A 23,873-nucleotide genomic window follows, 5' to 3' on the forward strand; every position below is an offset into this window, starting at 1 on the left:
TGTGAAGCAGCTGGACGCGCTGGGGTGTGTCGGCACCAGGTCGTACCGTGGCCCCGTGACCGCCACCACAGCGACGACGACGTCGCCGGACGCCGCCACCCCCGACTGGCTCGCGGAGCTCACCGCCGCGCTGGGCAGGGACAGCGTGCTCACCGACCCCGACGTCACCGCCTCCTACGCCCGCGACCAGGCCATGCTGGCCCCGGCCGGCACCCCGGCCGCGGTGGTGCTGCCGCGCACCACCGCCGAGGTCTCGGCGGTGATGCAGATCGCCTCCGCGCACGGCGTACCGGTGGTGCCGCGCGGCGCCGGCTCGGGGCTGGCCGGGGCGGCCAACGCCGTGGACGGCGCGATCACCCTGGTCATGACGCGCATGGACGAGGTGCTGGAGGTGTCCACCGCCGACCGGCTGGCCGTGGTGCAGCCCGGCGTGGTGAACAAGGCGCTGCGCGACGAGGTCGCCCGGCACGGGCTGTTCTACCCGCCGGACCCGTCGTCCTACGACTGGTGCACGATCGGCGGCAACCTGGCCAACAACTCCGGCGGCCTGTGCTGCGTGAAGTACGGCGTCACCACCGACTACGTGCTCGGCATGGAGGTCGTGCTCGCCGACGGCCGGGTGCTGCGCACCGGCCGGCGCACGGTCAAGGGCGTGGCCGGCTACGACCTGCCCAAGCTCTTCGTCGGCTCCGAGGGCACGCTCGGCGTCATCACCGAGGCCACGCTCTCGCTGCGCCCGGCCCCGCGCACCCCGGTCACCCTGGTCGCCACGTTCTCCAGCACCGCGCAGACCGGCCAGGTCGTGGAGGCCGCGGTGAGCTGCGGCGTCGTCCCCAGCCTCATGGAGGTCATGGACCGCACCTGCATCCGGGCCGTGGACGACATGCTCAAGGCCGACCTCGACCGCGACGCGCACGCGCTGCTGGTCTCGCAGTCCGACGCCGGCGGTGAGGCCGCCGTCGCCGAGATGGAGGTGCTCGCCGAGCTGTGCCGGGACGCGGGGTGCGACCTGGTGCACGTCACCGACGACGCCGCCGAGGGCGACCTGCTGCTGGCCGCCCGCCGGATGGCCCTGCCGGCGCTGGAGCAGCTGGGCACCACCCTGATCGACGACGTCGCCGTCCCCCGGTCGCGGATCGCCGCGTTCCTCGACGGCTGCGACGCGGTCGCCCGCGGGCGCGGGCTGGTCATCGGGGTCGTCGGGCACGCCGGCGACGGCAACATGCACCCGACCATCTGCTTCGACCCCACCGACGCCGAGCAGGCCGAGCGCGCCCACCGCGCCTTCGACGACATCCTCGAGCTCGGGCTCGCGATGGGCGGCACCATCACCGGCGAGCACGGCGTGGGCAACCTGAAGTCGGAGTGGCTGGAGCGCGAGATCGGGCCGGTGTCGCTGGACGTGCACCGCTCCATCAAGCGGGCGCTGGACCCCGACGGCCTGCTCAACCCCGGGAAGATGTTCAGCGCGGGCTGAGCGGGGGCACCAGCGGACGGTGTCGAGACAACGGCTGCTGGTCATCGGGGGCGACGCGGGCGGCATGTCCGCCGCGGCGCAGGCGCGGCGGATCCGCGGCGAGGACGAGTTGGAGGTCGTCGTCCTGGAGCAGGGCGAGGACACCTCGTTCTCCGCGTGCGGGATCCCGTACTGGGTCGGTGGCCTGGTCGGCGGCCGCGGCGACCTGGTCGCCCGGACGCCGGAGGAGCACCGGCGGCGCGGCATCCAGGTGCACACCGGCACCCGCGCCGAGGCCGTGGACCTCGACGCCTGCCGGGTCACCGCCGCCGACGGCCGGACCTTCGACTACGACCACCTGCTGATCGCCACCGGTGGCCGGCCGACCCGGCCGCCGATCGAGGGGCTGGACGCCCCCGGCGTGTTCGGCGTGCACCGCCTGGACGACGGGGAGCGCATCCGGGCCGCGATCGACGCCCTGCCGTCGGACCGGCCCGGCAGGGCCGTCGTCCTCGGCGGGGGGTACATCGGCCTGGAGATGGCCGAGGTGCTGCAGCACCGCGGGCTGTCGGTCGACGTGGTGCTGGCCGACCCGCTGCCGATGGGGTTGCTGGACGCCGACATGGGTGAGCGGGTGTGCGCGGCCATGCGCGGGATGGGCATGGGCGTGCACACCGACCAGGCCGTGCGGGAGGTGCTGCGCGACGCCGACGGGCGGGCGTGCGGGGTGCGCACCGACCAGGGGACCTACGACGCCGACCTCGTCGTCCTCGGGCTGGGCATGGGCCCGGAGGCCCGGCTGGCCGAGGCGGCGGGTCTGGGCATCGGCGTGACCGGCGGCATCGACGTCGACGCCACCATGCGCAGCCGCACCCACGAGAACGTGTTCGCCGCCGGCGACTGCGTGCAGACGTACCACCACCTCACCGGCGAGCCCGCGCACGTGGCGCTGGGCACCCACGCCAACAAGCAGGGCCGGGTCGCCGGCTCGGTCATCGCGGGGCGCCCGGCGCGGTTCGCCGGCGTGCTCGGGACGGCGCTGACGAAGGTCGGCGACCTGGAGATCGGCCGCACCGGGCTGTGCACCACGCAGGCCGAGACGGCCGGGTTCGACTTCCGCACCGACGTCGTCGAGGGCACCACGCGGGCCGGGTACTACCCGGGCGCCGAGGAGATCGCCGTCAAGCTGATCACCGAGTCCGGGTCGGGGCGGCTGCTGGGCGGCCAGGTGCTGGGCGGGCAGGGCGCGGGCAAGCGGGTCGACGTGCTGGCCACCGCGATCTGGGGCCGGATGACCGCCGAGGAGCTGTCGGAGTCCGACCTGTCCTACGCGCCGCCGTTCTCGCCCACCTACGACGTGGTCGCGGTGGCTGCCCGGGTGGTCAGCCGGGCCGAGCGGGGCTGATCCCGCCGCGGGCGCGATACTGACGCCCGAGCAGCTCGTCCTCTCTTCGACAGGAGCGTCACCGTGCCCATCGCGACCCCCGAGGTCTACGCCGACATGATCAGCCGGGCGAAGGCGAACGGCTTCGCCTACCCGGCCATCAACTGCACCTCCTCGGAGACGGTGAACGCCGCGCTGCGCGGGTTCGCCGACGCCGGGTCCGACGGCATCATCCAGTTCTCCACCGGCGGCGCGGAGTTCATCTCCGGCACCCGGGTCAAGGACATGGTCGTGGGCGCCACCGCGCTGGCCGAGTACACCCACGTGGCCGCGCAGCACTACCCGGTCAACGTCGCGCTGCACACCGACCACTGCCCCAAGGACAAGCTGGACAGCTACGTCCGGCCGCTCATCGCGCTCTCCCAGGAGCGGGTCGACAAGGGCGGCAACCCGCTGTTCCAGTCGCACATGTGGGACGGGTCGGCCATCGACCTGGACGAGAACCTCTCGATCGCCGCGGAGCTGATCGAGAAGACCGCCGCGGCCAAGATCGTGCTGGAGCTGGAGATCGGCGTCGTCGGCGGCGAGGAGGACGGCGTCTCCCACGACATCAACGACAAGCTCTACACCGCCCCCGGCGACTTCGTGCAGACCGCGAAGACCCTGGGCCTGGGCGAGAAGGGCATCTACCTGCTGGCCGCGACCTTCGGCAACGTGCACGGCGTCTACAAGCCGGGCAACGTCAAGCTGCGCCCGGAGGTGCTCAAGGAGGGCCAGGAGGTCGTCGTCTCCGAACTGGGCCTGGAGGCCGGCGCCAAGCCGTTCAACTTCGTCTTCCACGGTGGGTCGGGGTCCTCGCAGGAGGAGATCCGCGAGGCGCTGAGCTACGGCACGGTGAAGATGAACGTCGACACCGACACCCAGTACGCCTTCACCCGGCCGATCGCCGGCCACATGTTCAGCAACTACGACGGCGTGCTGAAGATCGACGGCGAGGTCGGCAACAAGAAGACCTACGACCCGCGCACCTACATGAAGGCCGCCGAGACGAACATGGCCGCCCGCGTCACCCAGGCCTGCGAGGACCTGCTGTCGGCCGGGACCTCGCAGTCGTGACCCACGCCCACCGGGACCTGCTGGGCCCGCCGCCGGAGACCCTGCTGCCGGCCAACCCGGAGGCCGACGCCGCGCTGGCCGCGGGCACCCCGGCCGCCGAGGTGGCCGCCGCGCACCCGACGGTGAGCGCCGCCTGGGCCGCGCTGGCCGAGGAGGCGCTGGCCGGCGGCCGGGTCATCGAGGCCTACGCCTACGGCCGCACCGGCTACCACCGCGGCCTGGACGCGTTGCGCCGCAACGGCTGGAAGGGCTTCGGCCCGGTGCCGTGGTCGCACGAGCCGAACCGGGGCTTCCTGCGCTGCGTGACCGAGCTGGCCAAGGCCAGCGAGGCCATCGGCGAGACCGCGGAGACCCAGCGCCTCACCGAGCTGCTGCGCGACTGCGACCCCACCCTCGCGCCGTAGTCCTGCTGTCGTCCGGTCACCGGGGCCGCAGCCGGTCACGGGGCAGCAGCCGGTCACCGGGGCTGTAGCCGGTCACCGGGCAGCGATCCGGTCAGTGCACGCGCTGACCGGATCGCTGCTGCCCGACCGGCTGTACCCGGGCTGACCGGCTGGCTCCGCGGTCACCGACTGCGCACGGGGTGATCGGGTCGCTGGGCGGTGACCGGTCGTGGCCGTCGTGGGCCTGTGGACGGCGCGGTTTCGTCCACAGATCTCCGCCGACGGCACCGAGACCGCCCGGCGTGGGCCAGCGTCTGCGCCATGCACCCCTTCCTGCGCGCCGCCGCGGCCCGGCAGCACGGCGTCGTCACCACCCGCGACCTCGCCCGGGCCGGCATCACGCCGCAGGAGGTGCGGCGGGCCGTGGTCAACGGCGCCTGGGTCCGGTTGCGGCGCGGCGCGTTCGTCGAGGCCACCGCGCTGGCCGCCGCCGACGCGGCGGGGGAGCGGCACCTCGTGGAGGCCGCCGCCGTGGTGCGCACGGTGGACCGTCCCGGCGCGGTGCTCAGCGGGTACTCGGCGGCCACGGTGTGGGGGCTGCCCACGCCGCGGCGACTGGCCGGCACCGTCACGCTGACCGACCCCGACCAGCACCGCCGGGGTCGCGGCTACGTCATCACGCACGGCCCGTTGCCGCCGAGCTCGACCACGGTGCACCGCGGTCTGCCGGTCACCACACTGGCGCGCACGGTCGTCGACTGCGCACGGGCCTGGTCGATGGAGGAGGCGGTCATCCTGGCCGACGCCGCCCGCTGGGGTGACCGGCTGACCGCTGCGGAGCTCGGGGCGGCGCTCGACGCGGCGGCCGACCACCGGGGTGCGGCAGCCGCACGACGGGCGGCGGGCCTCGCGCGGGACGGCGCGGACTCCCCGCTGGAGACGCTGACCCGGCTGCGGTTGCACGAGTCCGACGTCGACGAACCCGACCTCCAGGTGCGGATCAGCGCGGACGGCGTGGTCCACGAGGCGGACGGGTGGTTCGGCGTCCACGGGATCGTCATGGCCTGCGACGGCCGGGGGAAGTACCGGCAGCCGTGGGGGACGACGACGGAGCAGAAGCACTGGCAGGAGAAGCGCCAGCGGGAGGTCCTGGTGGCGGCAGGTGTCCGTTTCTGGACCGTCACCAACGACGACGTCGAGGACGGCTGGCCGCGGGCGCTGGCGCGGCTGCTCGAGCTCATGGCGCGGACCCCGCCCGTCCCGCTGCGCGTCGTGGTGTCCGGCGAGCGCCGCCGGAGGCCGCGCGCCGGGTGATGCGGGAGCAATCCGATCACCGGGCAGCGATTCGGTCGCTGCACGCGCTGACCGGATCGCTGCGCGGTGACCGGATGGACGCAAGGTAACCGGACACCGCACCAGCAGGTCTGCACATATGTTCTGACGGTTGACACTTCTGTGCCGCGACATCCCGTGGCACGATGCGCGGGATGAGCAACGCAGCTCTGCCTCCGGTGGGCGCGCCGGACGACCGCACCGTCGTCCCGGTCTTCTTCCTGTCCGACTCCACGGGCATCAGCGCCGAGATCATGGGCAACGCGCTGCTGATCCAGTTCCCGGAGCTGAGCTTCGACCGCACCCTGGTGCCCTTCATCGCCACGGTGGAGATGGCCCGCGAGGTCGTCGCCCAGCTCGACGAGGCCATGGCGGCAGCGCGGGCCGGCACGGCGGCGGCGCCGCTGGTCTTCTGCACCGCCGTCGTCGACGAGGTGCGCGCCGAGCTCTTCCGCACCACGGCCCCGGTCATCGACCTGTTCGGCATGCACATGGCCCGGGTCGAGGAGCTGCTCGGCGTCCGCGGTCTGCGCGAGGCCCGGCGGCTGCACGGGGTGGGCGACGTCCGCCGCTACAACGACCGGATGGCCGCCGTGGAGTTCGCCATCGAGCACGACGACGGCCAGACCTTCCGGGCCATCGAGCGGGCCGACGTCATCCTGCTGGCGCCCTCGCGCTGCGGGAAGACGCCCACCGCCATGTACCTGGCCCTGCAGCACGGCCTGTTCGTCGCCAACTACCCGCTGGTCGACGAGGACCTGGAGAGCACCGACCTGCCCCGGCCGGTGCGGGAGCACGCGGCCAAGTGCTTCGGGCTGTCCACCACGGTCACCCGGCTGGCCCGGGTCCGCCAGGAGCGCCGGCCGAACTCGCGGTACGCCTCCGAGGCGCAGTGCCGCTTCGAGCTGCGCCAGGCCGCGGCGATGTACGACCGGCACCGGCTGCCCACGATCGACACCTCGAGCTCGTCGGTCGAGGAGATCGCCGCCGTCGTCCTGCAGACCCTCAAGCGCACCCGCCCCGGCACCCGCCGACCGGCGTCCGGCACCCCTGGAGGAAATCCGTGAGCACCGAGAACGTCCGCTGGTTCGCCGAGCTGGGGATGGCCGACCTGGAGGAGGTCGGGGGCAAGAACTCCTCGCTCGGGGAGATGATCTCCAACCTGGCCGACGCCGGGGTGAAGGTGCCCGACGGGTTCGCCACGACGGCGCACGCCTACCGGTCGTTCCTGGGCGACACCGGGCTGGCGGAGCGGATCAGCGAGAAGCTGGCCAGCCTGGACGTCGACGACGTACGGGCGCTCGCGGCGGCGGGCAAGGAGATCCGCGGCTGGATGGTCGACCAGCCCTTCCCGCAGGAGCTGGAGGCCGACATCCGCTCGGCCTACCAGCAGCTGGCCTCCGACGCCGAGCTGTCCTTCGCCGTCCGGTCGAGCGCCACCGCCGAGGACCTGCCCGACGCCTCGTTCGCCGGCCAGCAGGAGACCTTCCTCAACGTCCGCGGCATCGACAGCGTGCTGACCGCGATCCGCGAGGTGTACGCCAGCCTCTACAACGACCGGGCCATCGCCTACCGGGTGCACCACGGGTTCGCCCACGACGCCGTCGCGCTGTCGGCCGGCGTGCAGCGGATGGTCCGCTCGGACATTGGCTCGTCGGGCGTCATGTTCACCATGGACACCGAGTCCGGCTTCCCCGACGCCGTGTTCATCACCAGCGCCTTCGGCCTGGGCGAGGGCGTCGTTCAGGGGGCGGTCAACCCCGACGAGTTCTACGTCTACAAGCCCGCCATGAAGGCCGGCAAGGCCGCCATCCTCAAGCGCGGGGTGGGCGGCAAGGCCACCAAGATGGTCTACACCTCGGATGCGACGGTGGGCCGGACGACGGAGTTCGTGGACGTCGACGAGGCCGAGTCCCGGCTGCTCTCCCTGACCGACGAGGACGTGCTGACCCTCGCCCGGTACGCGGTGACCATCGAGGAGCACTACGGGCGCCCGATGGACATCGAGTGGGGCAAGGACGGCGTCGACGGCGAGCTCTACGTGCTGCAGGCCCGCCCGGAGACCGTGGTGTCGCGGGCGGGGTCGACCCTGGAGCGCTTCACGCTGACCGGCACCGGTGAGGTGGTGGTCGAGGGCCGGGCCATCGGGCAGAAGATCGGTGCCGGCGCGGTCAAGGTGCTCTCCGACATCGACCAGATGGCCGACTTCGAGCGCGGCGACGTCCTGGTCGCCGACATGACCGACCCCGACTGGGAGCCGATCATGAAGCGCGCCTCGGCGATCGTGACCAACCGCGGCGGCCGCACCTGCCACGCGGCGATCATCGCCCGCGAGCTGGGCATCCCGGCCGTGGTCGGCACCGGGAACGCTACGAAGGTGCTCGAGGACGGCCGCGAGGTCACCGTGTCCTGCGCCGAGGGCGACGTCGGCAACGTCTACGAGGGCCTGGTCGACTTCGACGTCAGCGAGACCAAGCTGGACGAGATGCCCGACATCCCCACCAAGATCATGATGAACGTGGGGACGCCGGAGCAGGCCTTCGCGTTCTCCCGCCTGCCGAACAAGGGCGTGGGGCTGGCCCGGCTGGAGTTCATCATCAACCGCCAGATCGGCATCCACCCCCGCGCCCTGCTGGACTTCGACACCCTCGAGGGCCGGCTGAAGGAGGAGGTCGCCGAGCAGATCGCGGCCTACCCCAGCCCCCGGGACTACTTCGTGCAGCGGGTCGCCGAGGGCATCTCGATGATCGCGGCGGCGTTCGCCCCGGAGCCGGTGATCGTGCGGATGAGCGACTTCAAGTCCAACGAGTACGCCAACCTGCTGGGCGGGGAGGCCTACGAGCCGGACGAGGAGAACCCGATGATCGGTTACCGGGGTGCCTCCCGGTACCTGTCGGAGGACTTCGCCGAGTGCTTCGCGATGGAGTGCGCGGCGCTCAAGCACGTGCGCGACGACATGGGCCTGACCAACGTCAAGATCATGATCCCGTTCGTGCGGACCGTCGCCGAGATCGAGGGCGTCGTCGAGCTGCTGGCCTCCCACGGCCTGGTCCGCGGGGAGAACGACCTGTCGGTCGTGATGATGTGCGAGCTGCCGTCCAACGCCCTGCTCGCCGACCAGTTCCTCGACCACGTGGACGGGTTCTCCATCGGCTCCAACGACATGACCCAGCTCGTCCTCGGCCTGGACCGCGACAGCTCCCTGGTCGCCGCGACCTTCGACGAGCGCAACCCCGCCGTCCTCAAGGTGCTCGAGATGGCCATCCAGGCCTGCACCGCGCGGGGGAAGTACGTCGGCATCTGCGGCCAGGGCCCCTCCGACCACCCCGACCTGGCCCAGTGGCTGGTGGAGCAGGGCATCGAGTCCATGTCGCTGAACCCCGACACCGTGGTCGACACCTGGCTGGCGATCGCGGGCGAGGAGAAGGGCTAGCGGCCCCGGCGCAGCTCGGCGGTGAGGGTGGCGAGGGCCTCGCCACCGCTCATCAGCTGGGTCAGGCCCTCGACGTCGACGTCCTCGCGGGTCAGGTCGGCGGCCACCCGGCCGCCGGCCAGCAGCACGAACCGGTCGCCCACCAGGTGCGCGTAGCTCGGCATCGACGTCACGAAGAGCACGGCCACCCCGGCGTCCCGGGCCGCGACCACGGTGCGCAGCACGAGCGCGTGCTGCGCCACGGTCAGCGGCGCGGCCGGCTCGTCGACCACCAGCACCCGGGCGCCGAAGTGCACCGCCCGGGCCACCGCCAGGCTGTGCCGCTGGCCCTGCTGCAGCGCCGCGGCCGGCTGGTTGACGTTGAGCCCCGGCAGCCCGACCCGCTCCAGGGCGCGCGCCGCCCCCTCGCGGGCGGCGTCCAGGTCGATCCGGCGGAACGGCCAGACCCCGCGGGTGGGCTCGTCGCCCAGCCAGAAGTTGCGCCACACCGTCATCAGCGGGACGACGGCCAGGTCCTGCCAGATCGTGGCGATGCCCCGCGCCCGGGCCTGCCGCGGACGCCGGAACCGCACCGGCCTCCCGTCGACGAGCAGCTCGCCCTCGTCGTGCCGCCGCACCCCGGACACCACCTGCACCACCGTGGACTTGCCCGCCCCGTTCTCGCCCAGCAGGCAGGTCACCGTGCCCGGGACCAGCCGCAGCGAGGCGCGGTCCAGCGCGGGCACCTGGCCGTAGCGCACCGTCACGCCGCGCAGCTCCAGCGCCGGCGCGGCCGAGACCGGCGGCAGGACGGGCGCGCCGTCCGGCTCGGGGAAGGGCAGCGCCTCCTGAACGCTCACGACGGCCCGCTCACGAGCGCGGCACCGCGATCAGCCGGCGGCGGGCCACGCCGTTGGCCAGCAGCGCGACCACCAGCAGCACGCCGAGCACCACCTGGAAGGCCTGCGGCGGCCAGCCGGCCACCCCGATGCCGGTGCGCACCGTGCCGTAGAGCAGCGCGCCCGCGGCGGCGCCCACCGCCGAGCCGTAGCCCCCGCCGAGCAGGCAGCCGCCGATCACCGCGACCACCAGGTACTCGATCTCGGCCCCGAAGCCCGGCGCCACCGGCACCCCGCCCTGGCGGACCAGCGCGAGCGTGCCGAGCAGCCAGGCCGCCGTCGCGGTGAGCAGGTACAGCGCGACCGTCGTCCAGGCGGTGGGCACGCCCAGCTCGCGCGCCGCCCGGCGCGACCCGCCCAGGGCGTAGACGGCGTTGCCGAACCGGGTGCGGCGCAGCAGCCAGCCGGCCAGCAGCACCGCCGCGACCCACCACAGGACGTCGACCCGGAACCGCCCGTCGCCCAGCGTGAGCACCGACCCGAAGACCGCGTCGACCGACGTCCAGCCGGGTGCGCCCTCCACGCCGTCGACCAGCGACGTCCCGGCCACCGTCTGCGCGACCACCAGCGTGCCGCCCTGCAGCACCAGGAACGTGGCCAGCGTGACCAGGAAGCTCGGCAGCCCGGTGACCACCACCAGCAGCCCGTTCACCGTGCCGACGGCCAGCGCGGCGAGCAGGGACACCGCCAGCGACGGCCACAGACCCCACCCGGCCTCGGTCACCAGCAGCCCCGTGGTGACGCTGCTGGCCACCGACAGGACGCCGATCGAGACGTCGAACTGCCCGGCCACCAGCAGCAGCGTGATGGCCACCGCCCCGATCCCGATCAGCGCGCTCGCGTCCAGGACCGAGGCCCAGCCGCCCGCGCCGAGCAGCTGCGGCGCCTGCACGCCGAACACGACCAGGGCCACGACGACGCCGGCCAGCGCGGGGGTGCTCGGCCGGGTCAGCAGCCGGCGCCACCGGGACGGCGGGCGCCGGTCCGGCACCCCGAACACCGGGCGCTGGGCAGCGGTCACCACGGGCGACGGGCGACGGTCGGCGGCAGGGGGGCCTCCTCGGGGGTGCAGGAACCCAGTGTCCCCTACGGTGCTGAGGTGGACCCCGTCCGGCAGCGCCGCCGGCTGCTGGTCGCGCTGTTCGCCACCGCGGTCAGCACGCAGTCGCCGTCCCCGCTCCTGCTGCACTACGCCGACCGGCTCGACCTCGGGGCGCTGACCCTCACCCTGTTCTTCGCCGCCTACGCGGTCGGCCTGGTCCCCTCGCTGCTGCTGGCCGGCCCGCTGTCGGACCGGGACGGCCGCCGCCGGGTCGTCGTCGGTGGGGTGCTCGCGGCGCTGGTCTGCACGCTCGTGCTGGTCGCCGCCGACGTCGGGGGCGTGTGGTTCCTCGCCGTCGGCCGGGTGGCGCAGGGCCTGGCCAGCGGCGCGGTGTTCACCGTCGGCACCGTGTGGCTGCGCGAGCTGTCCGGGGGCACCGACGCCGGCGCGCCCGGCCGGGTGCGCCGCGCCGCGGCGGTCGCCAGCGCCGCGATGGCCGCCGGGTTCGCCGCCGGACCGCTGGTCGCCGGCCTGCTCGTGCAGTGGGGTCCGGCGCCGCAGCTGGTCGCGCTGGCGCCCGCGGCGGTCCTCCTGCTGGTCGGGGTGCTGGGTCTGCGCGGGGTGCCCGAGACGGTGACCGAGCGCCGTCCCGGCCGGCTGGCCCTCGGCGTCCCCCCGGTCGCGCGGCGGGCGTTCTGGGCCTACCTGCTGCCGGTGGGGCTGACCGTCTACACCTACGCCGTCCTGTCGCTGACCGTCTTCCCGCTGCTGGTCGCCGAGGCGGGGTTCGGGGCGGTGTTCGCCCTGGTCGGGGTGTCGGCGCTGCTGGTGCAGGGCAGTGCCGCGCTGGTCACGCCGCTGGCGACCAGGCTCGGGCCGGTGGTGTCGGGGCCGCTGGCCGCCGTGCTCGCCGCGGCCGGCTGCGGGCTGGGGTACCTCGCCGTGCAGCCCGGCGGGTGGCCGTGGGTGCTGCCCGCCTGCCTGCTCATCGGGCTGGGGGAGGGGCTCGGCATGACCTCCGGCGTCGCGGTCTGCGACCGGGTCGCCCCGCCGGACCGCCGCGGCGCGCTGCTGAGCGCCTTCTACCTGCCGGTGTACGCCGGGTTCGTCGTCCCGACGGTGCTGGCGCTGGTCAGCGGGGACGCGCTGCGCGGCGGCGTGCCGATCCTGGTGCTCGGGGGCGTCGGGCTGGTGCTCGGCGGCGTGCTGCTCGGGCCCGGCCGGTGGGCGCTGCGGGCGGCCGGGGCCACCACCGCGCCCGCGCTGGTGCCCGTCGTGGAGACCGGGCCTCAGGGCTGAAGGCGCCAGCGCACCCGGTCGTCGGCGTACCAGGTCCAGCGCTGCACCTCGCGGTCGACGGCCACCCCGTCGCGGAGCACCCGCGCCGGGTCGCAGGCCACCTGCAGCGCACGCCCCGTCGTCCGGCCCGGTCGGCGCAGCGGCACGGTGACGACGGCGACCGCGATCTGGTCCGCGACGTCCCACCTCGGCCGGACCTCGATGCGGGTGATGTCGCCGTCGGCGACCTTCTCCGCGTCGTGGTGGGCCTGCGCGCCGAACCGGCGGGCCAGGGCGCGCCCGGGCGCGGCGGACTCGATCCGGCCGTGGTGCAGCAGCACCCCGCCGTGGTCGTCGCGCACCAGCGGCAGCTCCCGCACCGACCCGGTGCCCAGGCCCAGGTCGCGGGCCAGGTCGCGGCAGTCGGCGTCGCCGTCCACGGGCTCCCAGCCGACGGTCACCGCGGGCAGGCGGTCGCTCTTCCACAACCGGGCCAGGACGGCGGCCAGCGCCTGCACCGGACCCTGCACCACCACGGCGTCGTCCACGGCGTCGACGACCGACGCGACGTGCCGGCGGGAGGGACCCTGGCCGGGCGCCAGCCCCCGCAGGTCGAACCGGGCGGTGCTCACAGCGATACCCTGCCACCTGCCAGCCGGGGACCCTCCGGATGCTGACGCGAAGGAGAACGGCCCGATGCCGGCAGTCGTGCTGATCGGTGCCCAGTGGGGCGACGAGGGCAAGGGGAAGGCCACCGACATCCTCGGCGGCCGGGTGCCCTACGTCGTCCGCTACCAGGGCGGGAACAACGCCGGGCACACCGTGATCACCCCGGACGGCGAGCGGTACGCGCTGCACCTGATCCCGTCGGGGATCCTGACGCCGGGCTGCACGCCGGTCATCGGCAACGGCGTCGTGGTCGACCCGCAGGTCCTCATCGGCGAGCTCGCCGGCCTCGAGGAGCGCGGCGTGGACACCTCGCGCCTGGTCATCTCCAGCGACGCGCACCTGATCATGCCGCACCACCGCGCGCTGGACCGGGTCACCGAGCGGTTCCTGGGCAAGTCCAAGATCGGGACGACGGGGCGCGGCATCGGCCCGGCCTACGGGGACAAGGTCGCCCGCGTCGGCATCCGCGCGCAGGACCTGCTCGACCTCGGCATCCTCCGGCAGAAGCTCGAGGCGGTGCTGCGGGAGAAGAACCAGATCCTGGTCAAGGTCTACAACCGCAAGGCCATCGACGTCGACGAGGTGGTGGAGGAGTACGCCGGCTACGCCGAGCAGCTCAAGCACCGCATCGCCGACACCCGGCTGCTGCTGGGCAACGCCCTCGACCGCGACGAGTGGGTGCTGCTGGAGGGCTCGCAGGGCACCCTGCTCGACGTCGACCACGGCACGTATCCCTTCGTCACCTCGTCGAACCCGACCGCCGGCGGCGCCTCGGCCGGCTCGGGCATCGGGCCCACCCGCATCGAGCGCGTGGTCGGGATCCTCAAGGCCTACACCACCCGGGTGGGCTCGGGTCCCTTCCCGACCGAGCTGTTCGACGCCAACGGCGAGTACCTGCGCAAGCAGGGCGGCGAGGTGGGCGTGACCACCGGCCGCGACCGGCGCTGCGGCTGGTTCGACGCCGTCATCGCCCGCTACGCCTCGCGGGTCAACGGCATCACCGACTACTTCCTCACCAAGCTCGACGTCCTGTCCGGCCTGGAGACGGTGCCGATCTGCGTGGCCTACGAGGTCGACGGCGTCCGGCACGACGAGATGCCGATGACCCAGACCGACGTGCACCACGCCACCCCGGTGTACGAGGAGATGCCGGGCTGGTTCGAGGACATCACGCACTGCCGCACCTTCGAGGAGCTCCCCGCGAACGCGCAGGCGTACGTGAAGCGGCTCGAGGAGCTGTCGGGCGCGCGGGTCAGCGTCATCGGCGTCGGCCCCGGCCGCGACGAGAACATCCTCATCCGCGACCTCCTCGACTGACCCCCGCCCTTCCCGCGCGTGGCGGCGCGCGACGAGAACGGGGTTCGCGGGGTCCAGGCACGAGCCGCAACCCCGCGAACCCCGTTCTCGTCGGTCGCCTGTGGACAACGGGCCGTCCATCGCGGCGTCCGGGGCAGGCTGCTCCCCGTGCGCCCGCCCTCCCGACCTGCAGGCCTCGTCGGTCAGGTGTTCCTGGGCGCCGACGCGGTGCGGGCCGGGGTCCTGACGCGGGAGCAGCTGCGGTCCTCCGCGTGGCGGCGGCTCCTGCGCGGTGTCTACGTGGACGCCGCGCTGGCGCCGCACCCCGAGCACCGGCTGCGCGCGGTCGAGCTGGTGGCCCCGCCGGCCGTGGTCTTCGCCGGGCGCACCGCCGCCTGGCTGCTCGGCGTGGACACGGCCTGGGAGGAGGCGCACCCGGTCGAGGTCGTGGTGCCTCCCGGCGCGCGGTGGGGACCGGTGGCCGGCGTCCGCATCCGGCACGCCCGGTTGGTGGCCGGGGACGTCGTCCGGATCGGCCGTCGGCGGGTCACGTCGGCGGTCCGCACCGCCGCGGACATCGCCCGGTCGGGGCCGCCGGCGGAGACCGTGCCCGTGCTCGACCCGTTGCTGGCCCGCACCGGGGTGCTGGTCTCCGAGGTCTGGCGGGTCGTGGGTTCCGGCCGCGGGTGCGCCGGTGCGCGCGAGGCCCTGACCCGGGTCGACCGCCGCGCCGAGTCCCCGCAGGAGTCCCGGCTGCGCCTGCTGATGTGGGCGGCGGGCTTGCGACCGGTCAGTCAGCACGTCGTGCTCGACGCGCAGGGGCGGTTCGTCGCCCGGGTCGACCTCGCGTTCCCCGAGCAGCGGGTGGCCGTCGAGTACGACGGCCTCTGGCACGCCGAGCGCGGGCAGTTCTCCCGGGACCGGCGTCGGCTGAACGCCCTGCAGGCGGCCGGGTGGCGCGTGCTGCACGTGACGGCGGCCGATCTGCACGACCCCGCGGCGCTGGTCGCGCGGCTGCGCGCGCTGCTCGCGGCCTGACCCTCGAGATCGGGGTTCGCGGGGTCGAGGGCGCCCGCAGAACCCCGAGAACCCCGCAGTCGAGCGGCGGGGTCGAGCGGGCCGGTTACGAGCGGGGGCGGACGGGGGCCAGGGCGGGGGCGGCCAGGGCGGCGCGCTCGCGGACGGCGATCTCCGGGTTGTCGGTGATCAGCCCGTCCACACCCAGCGCCAGCAGCAGGCGCGCCTCGGTGCCGGCGTCGCCCAGCCCGGCCGGGTCGGTGCCCCGGCGCAGGTGCAGCGGCAGGAAGGCGTTCTCGGCGCGCACCGTGTACGGCGCCACCGTGAGGCCGGCCCGGTGCGCCTGGGCGACCAGGTCCGAGACGCCGACCAGGGTGCCGTGCCGGTCGCGCTGCAGGATGCGGTGCTTGGAGGGCCCGATGCCACCGGCGTAGGTGCTGATCCCGCGCAGGCCGGCGGGGGTGACCAGGTGGTCGTGCGCGGCCTCGTCGCCGATCAGCTGCACCACCGACGCCGCGGCGCCCAGCCGGGCGCGCAGCTGCTGCATGCCCACCACGTCGAAGCTCTGCCACACCACGTCGGGGGCGGCGCCGACCTCGGCGCAGGCCAGCTCGACCAGCGGCAGCCCGACCGAGGCTGACCAGGTCGGGTTCTTCAGCTCGGCCTGCACGCCCATGCCGCGCGCGCGGGCGATCTCGACGACCTCGGCGAGGGTGAGCACGGTGCCCTCGTGCAGGGTGCCGCCCGGGCGCAGGTGCGGCCAGCGCTCCACGGCCCGCAGCGTGCGCAGCTCGGCCAGCGTGAAGTCCTCCACGAACCAGCCGGTGACCTCCTCGCCGGCGACCTCCTGGGTGCGGTGGCGGCTGGCGAACCGCGGGTGCGCGGCGACGTCGGTGGACAGCGACAGCTCGTTCTCGTGCCGGACGACGAGCACGCCATCACGGCTGACCACGACGTCGGGCTCGACCCGGTCGGCGCCGAGGTCGGCGGCCAGCTCGTAGCCGGCGCGGGTGTGCTCGGGCCGGTGGGCGGCGGCGCCGCGGTGCCCGATGACCACCGGACGCCGGGCGCGCAGGCGCGCAGCGGTGGCAGGGACGGTCGCCAGACCGGTCTCGTGCATGCCGTCCAGAACACCCTCGCCAGGTGTACCGATGGCGAACTGCACCTGACAATCTTCTGTCATGTCAGCTACTTCGGCCTGACCAGGGGGTTCGCAACCCTGTTGTGGCCAGCGTCACCGCCGAAAACGGGTCGACGGGGTGCGGAGCATGGCGGTGTGGCCGTCCTCCACCCGCAGGTCCCCGCCTGGGGCGCCGCCGCGCCGGCGCCGCCGTCCGGTGCCCGGCTGGGCCGCGTCGTCCGGGTGGACCGCGGCCTGCTCACCGTCGTCACCGCCGAGGGCCCGGCCCGGCTGCCGCCCGACCAGCGCCTGCGGGACGGCGCCGCCCCCGCGGTCGGCGACTGGGTCGCGGTCGTCGGCGAGCGGGTCGCCGAGGTGCTGCCCCGGCGCACGGCGCTGACCCGCACGGTCGCCGGCCGGACGTCGGCGGCCCAGGTGCTGGCCGCCAACCTCGACCTCGTCCTGGTCGTGGACACCCTCGTCGAGCACGCCCGGGTCCGCCGCGTCGAGCGCTTCCTGGCCATGGCGTGGGGCAGCGGCGCCGTCCCGCTGGTGGTGCTCACCAAGGCCGACGCGTGCGCGGACGTCGAGGCGGCCGTCGCGCAGGTGGCCGAGGACGCGGTCGGCGTCGACGTGCTGGCCGTCAGCGCGCACACCGGGGCGGGGCTGGCCGACCTGCGCGCCCGGCTGGCCCCGGGGACGACGTGCGCGGTGGTCGGTCCCTCCGGGGTCGGGAAGTCCACCCTGCTCAACGCGCTCGCCGGCCACGAGGCGGCGACCACCACCGAGGTCCGGGGCGACGGACGCGGCCGGCACACCACCACCGCGGCGCAGCTGCACGTGCTGCCCGGCGGCGCCCTGCTGGTGGACACCCCGGGCCTGCGCGAGCTGGAGCTGGCCGACGACGAAGGCCTGGCCGCAGCGTTCGCCGACGTGACCGACCTGCTCACCGGCTGCCGGTTCCGCGACTGCGCCCACGCCGGTGAACCCGGCTGCGCGCTGGGCGCCGCCGTCGACGACGGCCGGCTGGACCCGGCCCGCTACCGGGCCTGGCGGAAGCTGCAGGCCGAGGCCGAGCGGACCGGCCTGCGGCGGGCCGAGCGCCGACGGGCGCGGGGGAGGGCGCAGCGGTCCCGGTAGCGTCCGGGCCCATGCGCGTGCTCGTCATCGGTTCCGGAGCCCGGGAGCACGCCCTGTGCGTCGCCCTGCGGGCCGACCCCGCCGTCACGGCGCTGGCCTGCGCCCCGGGCAACGCCGGCACCGCCGCGGTCGCCGAGGCCCACCCCGTCGCCGCGGCCGACCCCGCCGCCGTCGCCGCGCTGGCCACCGGGTGGTCGGCGGACCTGGTCGTCGTCGGGCCCGAGCTGCCGCTGGTCGCGGGCGTGGCCGACGCCGTCCGCGAGGCCGGGGTGGCCTGCTTCGGGCCCGGCGCCCAGGCCGCGCAGATCGAGGGCTCCAAGGCCTTCGCCAAGCACGTGATGACCGCCGCCGGCGTCCCCACGGCGCAGGCCTGGCCGGTCGGCACCGAGGCCGAGCTGCACACCGCGCTGGACGAGGTCGCCGCGCTCAACGCCCCCGGCAGCCCCTACGTGGTCAAGGACGACGGCCTGGCCGCCGGCAAGGGCGTCGTCGTCACCGCCGACCGGGACGCTGCCCTGGCCCACGGGCTCGCGGTGCTCGAGGGTGGCCACCCGGTGCTGGTCGAGGAGTACCTCGACGGCCCCGAGGTGTCGCTGTTCGCCGTCACCGACGGGACGACGGTGCTCCCGCTGCTGCCCGCCCAGGACCACAAGCGCCGCGACGACGGCGACGGCGGCCCCAACACCGGCGGCATGGGTGCCTACGCCCCGCTGCCCTGGGCGCCCGACGGCCTGGTCGACGAGGTGCTCACCCGGGTGCTGCAGCCGACGGTGGACGAGATGGCCCGCCGCGGCGAGCCGTTCAGCGGCCTGCTCTACGCCGGCCTCGCGCTCACCTCGCGCGGGGTGCGGGTGGTGGAGTTCAACGCCCGCTTCGGCGACCCCGAGACCGAGGTCGTGCTGCCGCTGCTGCGCACCCCGCTGGCCGGGCTGCTGCACGCCGCGGCCACGGGGACGCTGGCCGACCACCCGCCCCTGGAGTGGGCCGACGGCGCGGCGGTGGTGGTCGTCGTGGCGGCGCCGGGCTACCCGGAGTCCCCGCGCACCGGGTCACCGATCACCGGCGCCGACGGCGAGGGCGTGCTGCACGCGGGCACCCGCACCGCCGCCGACGGCTCCGTGCACAGCGCCGGCGGGCGGGTGCTGGCGGTGACCGCGGTCGGCGCCGACCTGGCCGACGCCCGCCGGGTGGCCTACGAGCGGGTCGCCGGCGTCCGGCTCGAGGGCGCGCACTGGCGCACCGACATCGGCCTGGCCGCCCTCGAGGGCCGCATCACCGTCTGACGGGCGCCGCCTAGGAGGCCCGGACGGCGGCGCGGGCGCGGCGGGTGTCCGGCGTCGGCGGCCGCGGGCCCTGGTGCCGGCGCGAGAGGTAGGTGCCGGCCACGTTCGCGCAGGCGATCACCGGGACGGCGATCAGCGCGCCGAAGATGCCGGCGACCAGCAGCCCGGCGGCGATCGCCAGCACCACCGCGAGCGGGTGCACCGACACGGCCCGGCCGAGCAGCAGCGGCTGCAGCACGTGGCCCTCCAGCTGCATGATCAGCACGATGATGCCCAGCGCGATCAGCGCCTTCACCGGGCCGACCGCCACCAGGGTGACCAGCACGGCCACCGAGCCCGCGAGGAACGACCCGATAATCGGGATGAACGCGCCGAGGAACACCAGCGCGGCCAGCGGCACCACCAGCGGCGTGCCCAGGAAGGTCAGCCCGATGCCGATGAACACCGCGTCGAAGGCGGCCACCGCGGCGGTCGCCCGGACGTAGGAGATCAGCGTCCGCCAGGACCGGCGGGCGGCCTCGTCGATGTAGGCCTGCGAGTTGGGCGGGGTGAGCCCGACCAGCCACAGCCAGATCTCGCGGCCGTCCATGAGGAAGAAGAACAGCGTGAACAGGGCCAGCACGATGCCGGTGAGCACCTCGCCGAGCGTGGCTGCGGTGGTCAGCGCCCCGGCGGTCAGGGTCTCCCGGTTGTCCATCAGCGCCTGCTGGATGCTGGTGCTGGCGTTGGCGAGCAGGTCGTTGAGGTCGCCCTGGGTGACCGGGAACGTCTGGACCACGAAGTCCTGGATCTGGGTGAGGCCCTGTCCGACCTGGCTGGCCAGGTCGTCGTAGCCGGCGGCGAACTGCTCGACCACCAGCGTGACGATCCCGGCGACCACGCCGAGCCCGACCAGCAGCATGAGCAGCGCGGCCAGCGACTTCGGCCAGCCGTGCCGGACGAGGAAGGCCGCGCCGGGCTGCAGCAGGGCGGCGAGCAGCAGCGCGACGATGACCGGCACCGCCACGACGGCGACGTAGGCCAGGCCCATGAGCACCAGGTACAGCGCGACGCCGATGGCGACGGCCCGCCAGGACCACGCCGCGGCGATCCGGAGGCCGTTGGGCACCTCGTCGGAGGCGTTGCGGGGGTGCTCGCTGGCCAGCAGGCTGCCGGTCGAGCGGTCCCGGTGCTGCGGGACCGGCGGGGGGCCGCCGGGCCGGGGGGGACCGCTGACGCCGTCGGCGACGTCGCTGTCGGGCGCGGCCGGGTCGGGGGACCCCGCGGGGTGGGCGTCGGCGGGGCGGGGGCCGTCCTCGGTGCGGTCGACCGCCGGCGGCTGCGGCTGCGCCGGGTCCTCGACGTGCTCGACGACGGCGCGGGAGCCGTCCTCCAGCACCAGCACGGTGCCCTCGGGCCAGGCGTGCGGGTCGTGCTCGCCGGCGGCGCGGATGCGCTCGCGGGCGCGGCGCACCAGGGACGTCGCCCGCGATGAGGTGCGGTCGAGCACGTGGACCTCCAGGACGGACGGGTGCGTGGGCGAAGCAGGATGGACCCGCCACGCCGCGCGTCCGGTCCAGGATGCCCGCCGTGGTTGACGACTACACCCATGATCGGGGACGAGATGCGGTTCACCCGTTCGGAGCTGCTGGCCTTCGCCGGCGCCGAGGTCCCCGACCTGCTGCCACCGGGCCGGGTCCGGCTGCTGTTCGTCGGCATCAACCCCGGGCTGTGGACCGCGGCGGTGCAGACCCACTTCGCCCGGCCGGGCAACCGGTTCTACCCGGCCCTGCTGCGGGCCGGCGTCCTGACCGAGCCGGTCGACGCCGGGGCCGGGATGACCGACGCCGACCGGGCACGCTTCACCGGCGCGGGCATCGGGATCACCAACCTCGTCCGCCGGGCCACCGCCCGGGCCGACGAGCTGACGGCCGCGGAGCTGCGGGACGGCGGGGCCCGGCTGGTGCGGCTGGTCACCGAGCGCCGTCCGGCCGTGGTCGCCGTCGCCGGGGTGACGGCCTTCCGGCAGGCCTTCGGCGTCCCTCGGGCCCGGACCGGGCGGCAGGACGTCCTCCCGGCCGGCTGGCCCGACGGCGTGCAGCTGTGGGTGGTGCCCAACCCGAGCGGCCTGAACGCCCACGACACGGTCGAGACGCTGGCCGCCGCGTACGGCGAGGTGGCCCGTGCGGCCGGCGTCGGGTCGGGTGGGGTGCGGCCGGGAAGTGGTCGTGCGGGAGGATCACCGGCGTGATCGAGCGGTACACCCTCCCCGAGATGGGCCGGGTCTGGAGCGACGCCCACAAGTACGCGCTGTGGTGCCGGGTCGAGACCTTGGTGCTGGAAGCGCACGCGGCGGCCGGCCGGGTGCCGGCCGACGTGGTCGAGCCGGTGCGCCAGGCGCCCCCGCCGACCCCGGAGCGGGTGGCCGAGATCGAGGCGACCACGCAGCACGACGTCATCGCGTTCCTCACCGCGTGGGCCGACAACACCGAGCCCCGCAGCGCAGCCGCCTACGTGCACCACGGCATGACCAGCTCGGACCTGCTGGACACCGCCCTGGCCGTGCAGCTCACCGACGCCACCGACGTGCTGCTGGCCAAGGCCGACCGGCTGGTCGCCGCGCTGCGCGACCACGGCCTGGCCCACCGGCACACGCTCAAGGTCGGCCGCACGCACGGCGTGCACGCCGAGCCCGACGTCTGGGGCCACCGGGTCGCCGACCTCGCCTTCGCCGCGGCCCGCTGCCGCGACCGGCTGCGCACCGCCCGCACCGCGGTCGGCGTCGTGGCGATCTCCGGCGCGGTGGGCACCTACTCGCTCATCGACCCCTCGGTCGAGCGGATCGTCGCCGAGGCGCTGGACCTGCGCGCCGCCGACGCCTCCACCCAGGTGGTGCTGCGCGACGGCATCAGCGAGTGGGTCTCGGCGCTCGCGGTGTTCGCCACGGTGTGCGAGGCGGTGGCGCTGGAGGTCCGGCACGGCCAGCGGACCGAGGTGCGGGAGCTGTCCGAGGCGTTCGGGTCGGGCCAGAAGGGCTCGAGCGCGATGCCGCACAAGAAGAACCCGATCCGCTCCGAGCGGATCGCCGGCCTCGCCCGGGTCGTGCGGGCCGCGGTGGTGCCGGTCATGGAGGGCATCCCGCTGTGGCACGAGCGCGACATCTCGCACTCCTCCACCGAGCGGGTCTTCCTGCCCGACGCCGCGATCACCCTGGACTACCTGCTCGACCTCACCGCCGGCCTGGTGGAGAACCTGGTCGTCGACGCCGAGCGGATGCGGGCGAACCTGGACTCCACCGGCGGGCTGATCTACACCTCCGCCGTCCTGCTGGAGCTGGTCGAGGCCGGCATGGGCCGCGAGCAGTCCTACGCGCTGGTGCAGGGCGCGGCGATGCAGACCTGGCAGACCGGCACCCCGTTCCGCGAGACGCTGCGCGCCCGGGCCGCCACCGAGGGCGTGGCGCTGGACGAGGCGCGGCTGGACGACATCTGCCGGCCCGAGCGGTACGTGGCCAACCTCGACCCGCTGTTCGAGCGGCTCGCGGCGCTGTCGTGACCCTCGACCTGCCCCTGGTCGCCCGCGGCAAGGTGCGGGAGGTCTACGACGCCGGGGACGACCGGCTGCTGCTGGTGGCCTCGGACCGGATCTCGGCCTACGACCACGTGCTGCCCACCCCCATCCCGGACAAGGGCGCGGTGCTCACCCGGCTGTCGGTGTGGTGGTTCGACCAGCTCGCGCAGGTGCTGGCGGAGCACGGCGCGCAGCACCACCTGGTCAGCGCCGACGACGTCCCCGCCGAGGTCGCCGGGCGGGCGATGCTGGTCCGCCGGCTGGTGATGGAGCCGGTCGAGTGCGTGGCCCGCGGGTACCTCTCCGGCTCGGGCACGGTCGAGTACGGCCGCACCGGGGCGATCGTGGACGTCGAGCTGCCGGCCGGGCTGGTCGAGGGCTCGCGGCTGCCGGAGCCGGTGTTCACCCCCTCCACCAAGGCCGAGGTGGGGGAGCACGACGAGGCCATCTCCTTCGCCCGCACCGTGGAGCTGGTCGGTGCGCAGCGGGCCGAGCAGCTGCGCGAGCTGACCCTGGCGCTGTACCGGCGCGGGCACGAGGTCGCGCAGCGGGCCGGGATCGTGCTGGCCGACACCAAGTTCGAGTTCGGTACCGACGGCGACGTCCTGGTGCTCGCCGACGAGGTGATGACCCCCGACTCCTCCCGGTTCTGGCCCGCGGCCACCTGGGCGCCGGGTGCGGTGCAGCCCTCCTACGACAAGCAGTACGTCCGGGACTGGCTGACCTCCTCGGGCTGGGACCGGCAGTCCCCGCCGCCCGAGCTCCCCGAGGACGTCGTCGCGGCCACCCGCGAGCGCTACGTCGCCGCCTACGAGGCGCTGACCGGTTCGCCCTTCGCCTGACCCGGGTCGCCGGCCGGGTCGCTGGCGAGCACGAAGTCGCGCAGCTTGACCCGCTGCTCGTCCAGGTCGCCGGTCACGAACACCCGCACGTCGCGGGTGCCGTCGGGCAGCACCGACGCCCGGACGACCGAGACCGGCACGGCGACCCGCTCGTCGTCCAGCAGCAGCGCCAGCTCGCCGGCCGTGCCCGGCTCGGGCAGGTCGCCCGCCGCGGCGTTGCTGACCGGCGGGAGCGCCAGCCGGACGCCGGCGACGCTGAGGTCGACCGTCTGCCCGGACCACCGGGCGTCGGCGAGCACGAGGACGGCGGGCAGCGCGAGGGTGTGCCGGGGGACGGCCCGGCGCGTGCCCTCGACCGACGGGGACAGCGGCACCAGCCGCCAGCTCGGGTGCCCGGAGACGGTCGAGACGACGTCGGCGACCCGGTAGGGGCGGGTGCGGACCTTGTCCCGCCACCCCCACGACACCTGCAGCTCGGTGCCCAGCGCCAGCCGCGGACGCCGTCCGGAGCGGGTCATCGGCACCTCGGCCAGCAGCTCGACCTCGCTGGAGGCACCGGCGGTGGTCACCAGCGGGACGCCGTCGAGCACCACGTGCAGCGACGACCCGCGCTCGGGCCGGTCGCGGCCGAACACGCTGTTGGTGCCCACGACCA

Annotated in this window: 21 protein-coding genes; 15 read left to right on the forward strand and 6 right to left on the reverse strand. The window is 74.8% G+C overall.

The genetic code is table 11. The features are described from left to right. The first annotated feature begins 55 nt into the window (after positions 1-55). The 7 genes from BLT39_RS06360 (at position 56) to ppsA (ending at position 9,104) form a co-directional block, all read left to right on the forward strand. Entirely contained in the window at positions 56-1,477 is a 1,422-nt protein-coding gene (locus BLT39_RS06360; RefSeq protein ID WP_091060638.1) for an FAD-binding oxidoreductase, read from the forward strand. A gap of 19 nt (positions 1,478-1,496) precedes the next feature. Continuing rightward, positions 1,497-2,861, forward strand: coding sequence for an FAD-dependent oxidoreductase (locus tag BLT39_RS06365; protein WP_091060642.1), 1,365 nt, complete (start codon positions 1,497-1,499; stop codon positions 2,859-2,861). Positions 2,862-2,924: 63 nt separating this feature from the next. After that, positions 2,925-3,956, forward strand: coding sequence for a class II fructose-bisphosphate aldolase (gene fbaA / locus BLT39_RS06370; protein ID WP_091060645.1), 1,032 nt, complete (start codon positions 2,925-2,927; stop codon positions 3,954-3,956). After that, positions 3,953-4,360, forward strand: a complete 408-nt coding sequence (locus BLT39_RS06375) for a DUF3151 domain-containing protein (protein WP_091060649.1) — start codon at positions 3,953-3,955, stop codon at positions 4,358-4,360. The genes fbaA and BLT39_RS06375 overlap by 4 nt, the downstream gene beginning before the upstream one ends. 300 nt (positions 4,361-4,660) lie before the next feature. Then, a complete protein-coding gene (locus tag BLT39_RS06380; protein ID WP_091060652.1) occupies positions 4,661-5,653 on the forward strand; it encodes a type IV toxin-antitoxin system AbiEi family antitoxin domain-containing protein in 993 nt (330 codons plus the stop codon). 173 nt (positions 5,654-5,826) lie between these two features. Continuing rightward, positions 5,827-6,738, forward strand: a complete 912-nt coding sequence (locus tag BLT39_RS06385) for a pyruvate, water dikinase regulatory protein (RefSeq protein ID WP_091060657.1) — start codon at positions 5,827-5,829, stop codon at positions 6,736-6,738. After that, positions 6,735-9,104, forward strand: a complete 2,370-nt coding sequence (gene ppsA / locus BLT39_RS06390; RefSeq protein ID WP_242658206.1) for a phosphoenolpyruvate synthase — start codon at positions 6,735-6,737, stop codon at positions 9,102-9,104. The genes BLT39_RS06385 and ppsA overlap by 4 nt, the downstream gene beginning before the upstream one ends. Here the strand turns inward: ppsA and BLT39_RS06395 are convergent. Next, positions 9,101-9,943 (reverse strand): ATP-binding cassette domain-containing protein, encoded by an 843-nt coding sequence (locus BLT39_RS06395; RefSeq protein ID WP_242658207.1) that lies wholly within the window; start codon positions 9,941-9,943, stop codon positions 9,101-9,103. The two genes, ppsA and BLT39_RS06395, sit on opposite strands and share 4 nt — an antisense overlap. 10 nt (positions 9,944-9,953) lie before the next feature. Further along, a complete protein-coding gene (locus BLT39_RS06400; RefSeq protein WP_242658208.1) occupies positions 9,954-11,003 on the reverse strand; it encodes an ABC transporter permease in 1,050 nt (349 codons plus the stop codon). Positions 11,004-11,081: 78 nt separating this feature from the next. Here BLT39_RS06400 and BLT39_RS06405 point away from each other — a divergent pair, with 78 nt between their 5' ends. Further along, on the forward strand, positions 11,082-12,323 hold the full coding sequence (locus BLT39_RS06405) for an MFS transporter (RefSeq protein ID WP_165640175.1): 1,242 nt from the start codon (positions 11,082-11,084) through the stop codon (positions 12,321-12,323). Here the strand turns inward: BLT39_RS06405 and BLT39_RS06410 are convergent. Then, positions 12,314-12,934: a hypothetical protein gene (locus tag BLT39_RS06410; RefSeq protein WP_091060667.1), complete on the reverse strand. Its 621-nt coding sequence runs from the start codon at positions 12,932-12,934 to the stop codon at positions 12,314-12,316. The two genes, BLT39_RS06405 and BLT39_RS06410, sit on opposite strands and share 10 nt — an antisense overlap. 64 nt (positions 12,935-12,998) lie before the next feature. Here BLT39_RS06410 and BLT39_RS06415 point away from each other — a divergent pair, with 64 nt between their 5' ends. Both BLT39_RS06415 and BLT39_RS06420 read left to right on the forward strand, forming a co-directional pair. After that, positions 12,999-14,288, forward strand: a complete 1,290-nt coding sequence (locus BLT39_RS06415; RefSeq protein WP_091060671.1) for an adenylosuccinate synthase — start codon at positions 12,999-13,001, stop codon at positions 14,286-14,288. A gap of 147 nt (positions 14,289-14,435) precedes the next feature. Next, the gene (locus BLT39_RS06420) at positions 14,436-15,305 is read left to right on the forward strand and encodes a DUF559 domain-containing protein (RefSeq protein ID WP_131801420.1); all 870 of its coding nucleotides are present in this window, start codon (positions 14,436-14,438) and stop codon (positions 15,303-15,305) included. An 85-nt stretch (positions 15,306-15,390) separates the two neighbouring features. Here BLT39_RS06420 and BLT39_RS06425 read toward each other — a convergent pair whose 3' ends face one another. Beyond that, entirely contained in the window at positions 15,391-16,404 is a 1,014-nt protein-coding gene (locus BLT39_RS06425) for a glycerophosphodiester phosphodiesterase family protein (RefSeq protein WP_091060679.1), read from the reverse strand. Positions 16,405-16,560: 156 nt separating this feature from the next. Between BLT39_RS06425 and rsgA the strand changes: the two genes are divergently transcribed. Together rsgA and purD are read left to right on the forward strand one after the other, a co-directional pair. Then, positions 16,561-17,544: a ribosome small subunit-dependent GTPase A gene (gene rsgA, locus BLT39_RS06430; RefSeq protein WP_091060682.1), complete on the forward strand. Its 984-nt coding sequence runs from the start codon at positions 16,561-16,563 to the stop codon at positions 17,542-17,544. A gap of 11 nt (positions 17,545-17,555) precedes the next feature. Beyond that, on the forward strand, positions 17,556-18,827 hold the full coding sequence (gene purD, locus BLT39_RS06435; RefSeq protein WP_091060685.1) for a phosphoribosylamine--glycine ligase: 1,272 nt from the start codon (positions 17,556-17,558) through the stop codon (positions 18,825-18,827). Positions 18,828-18,837: 10 nt separating this feature from the next. On the opposite strand, the gene BLT39_RS06440 is transcribed toward purD, so the two are convergent. Beyond that, positions 18,838-20,316: an AI-2E family transporter gene (locus tag BLT39_RS06440; RefSeq protein WP_165640176.1), complete on the reverse strand. Its 1,479-nt coding sequence runs from the start codon at positions 20,314-20,316 to the stop codon at positions 18,838-18,840. A gap of 99 nt (positions 20,317-20,415) precedes the next feature. Between BLT39_RS06440 and BLT39_RS06445 the strand changes: the two genes are divergently transcribed. The 3 genes from BLT39_RS06445 to BLT39_RS06455 are packed head-to-tail and all read left to right on the forward strand — an operon-like array spanning position 20,416 to position 23,218. Further along, positions 20,416-21,057: a mismatch-specific DNA-glycosylase gene (locus BLT39_RS06445; protein ID WP_242658209.1), complete on the forward strand. Its 642-nt coding sequence runs from the start codon at positions 20,416-20,418 to the stop codon at positions 21,055-21,057. Continuing rightward, positions 21,054-22,361 (forward strand): adenylosuccinate lyase, encoded by a 1,308-nt coding sequence (purB, locus tag BLT39_RS06450; protein WP_091060689.1) that lies wholly within the window; start codon positions 21,054-21,056, stop codon positions 22,359-22,361. The genes BLT39_RS06445 and purB overlap by 4 nt, the downstream gene beginning before the upstream one ends. After that, the gene (locus BLT39_RS06455) at positions 22,358-23,218 is read left to right on the forward strand and encodes a phosphoribosylaminoimidazolesuccinocarboxamide synthase (RefSeq protein WP_207507667.1); all 861 of its coding nucleotides are present in this window, start codon (positions 22,358-22,360) and stop codon (positions 23,216-23,218) included. Before purB ends, BLT39_RS06455 begins: the two co-directional genes overlap by 4 nt. On the opposite strand, the gene BLT39_RS06460 is transcribed toward BLT39_RS06455, so the two are convergent. Next, positions 23,185-23,868 carry a PilZ domain-containing protein gene (locus BLT39_RS06460; protein WP_131801421.1) on the reverse strand — a complete coding sequence of 228 codons (684 nt, stop codon included), beginning with the start codon at positions 23,866-23,868 and terminating at the stop codon, positions 23,185-23,187. The two genes, BLT39_RS06455 and BLT39_RS06460, sit on opposite strands and share 34 nt — an antisense overlap. Positions 23,869-23,873 lie beyond the last annotated feature (5 nt).

The sequence above is a fragment of the Klenkia brasiliensis genome, assembly GCF_900100695.1.
Lineage (GTDB): Bacteria > Actinomycetota > Actinomycetes > Mycobacteriales > Geodermatophilaceae > Klenkia > Klenkia brasiliensis.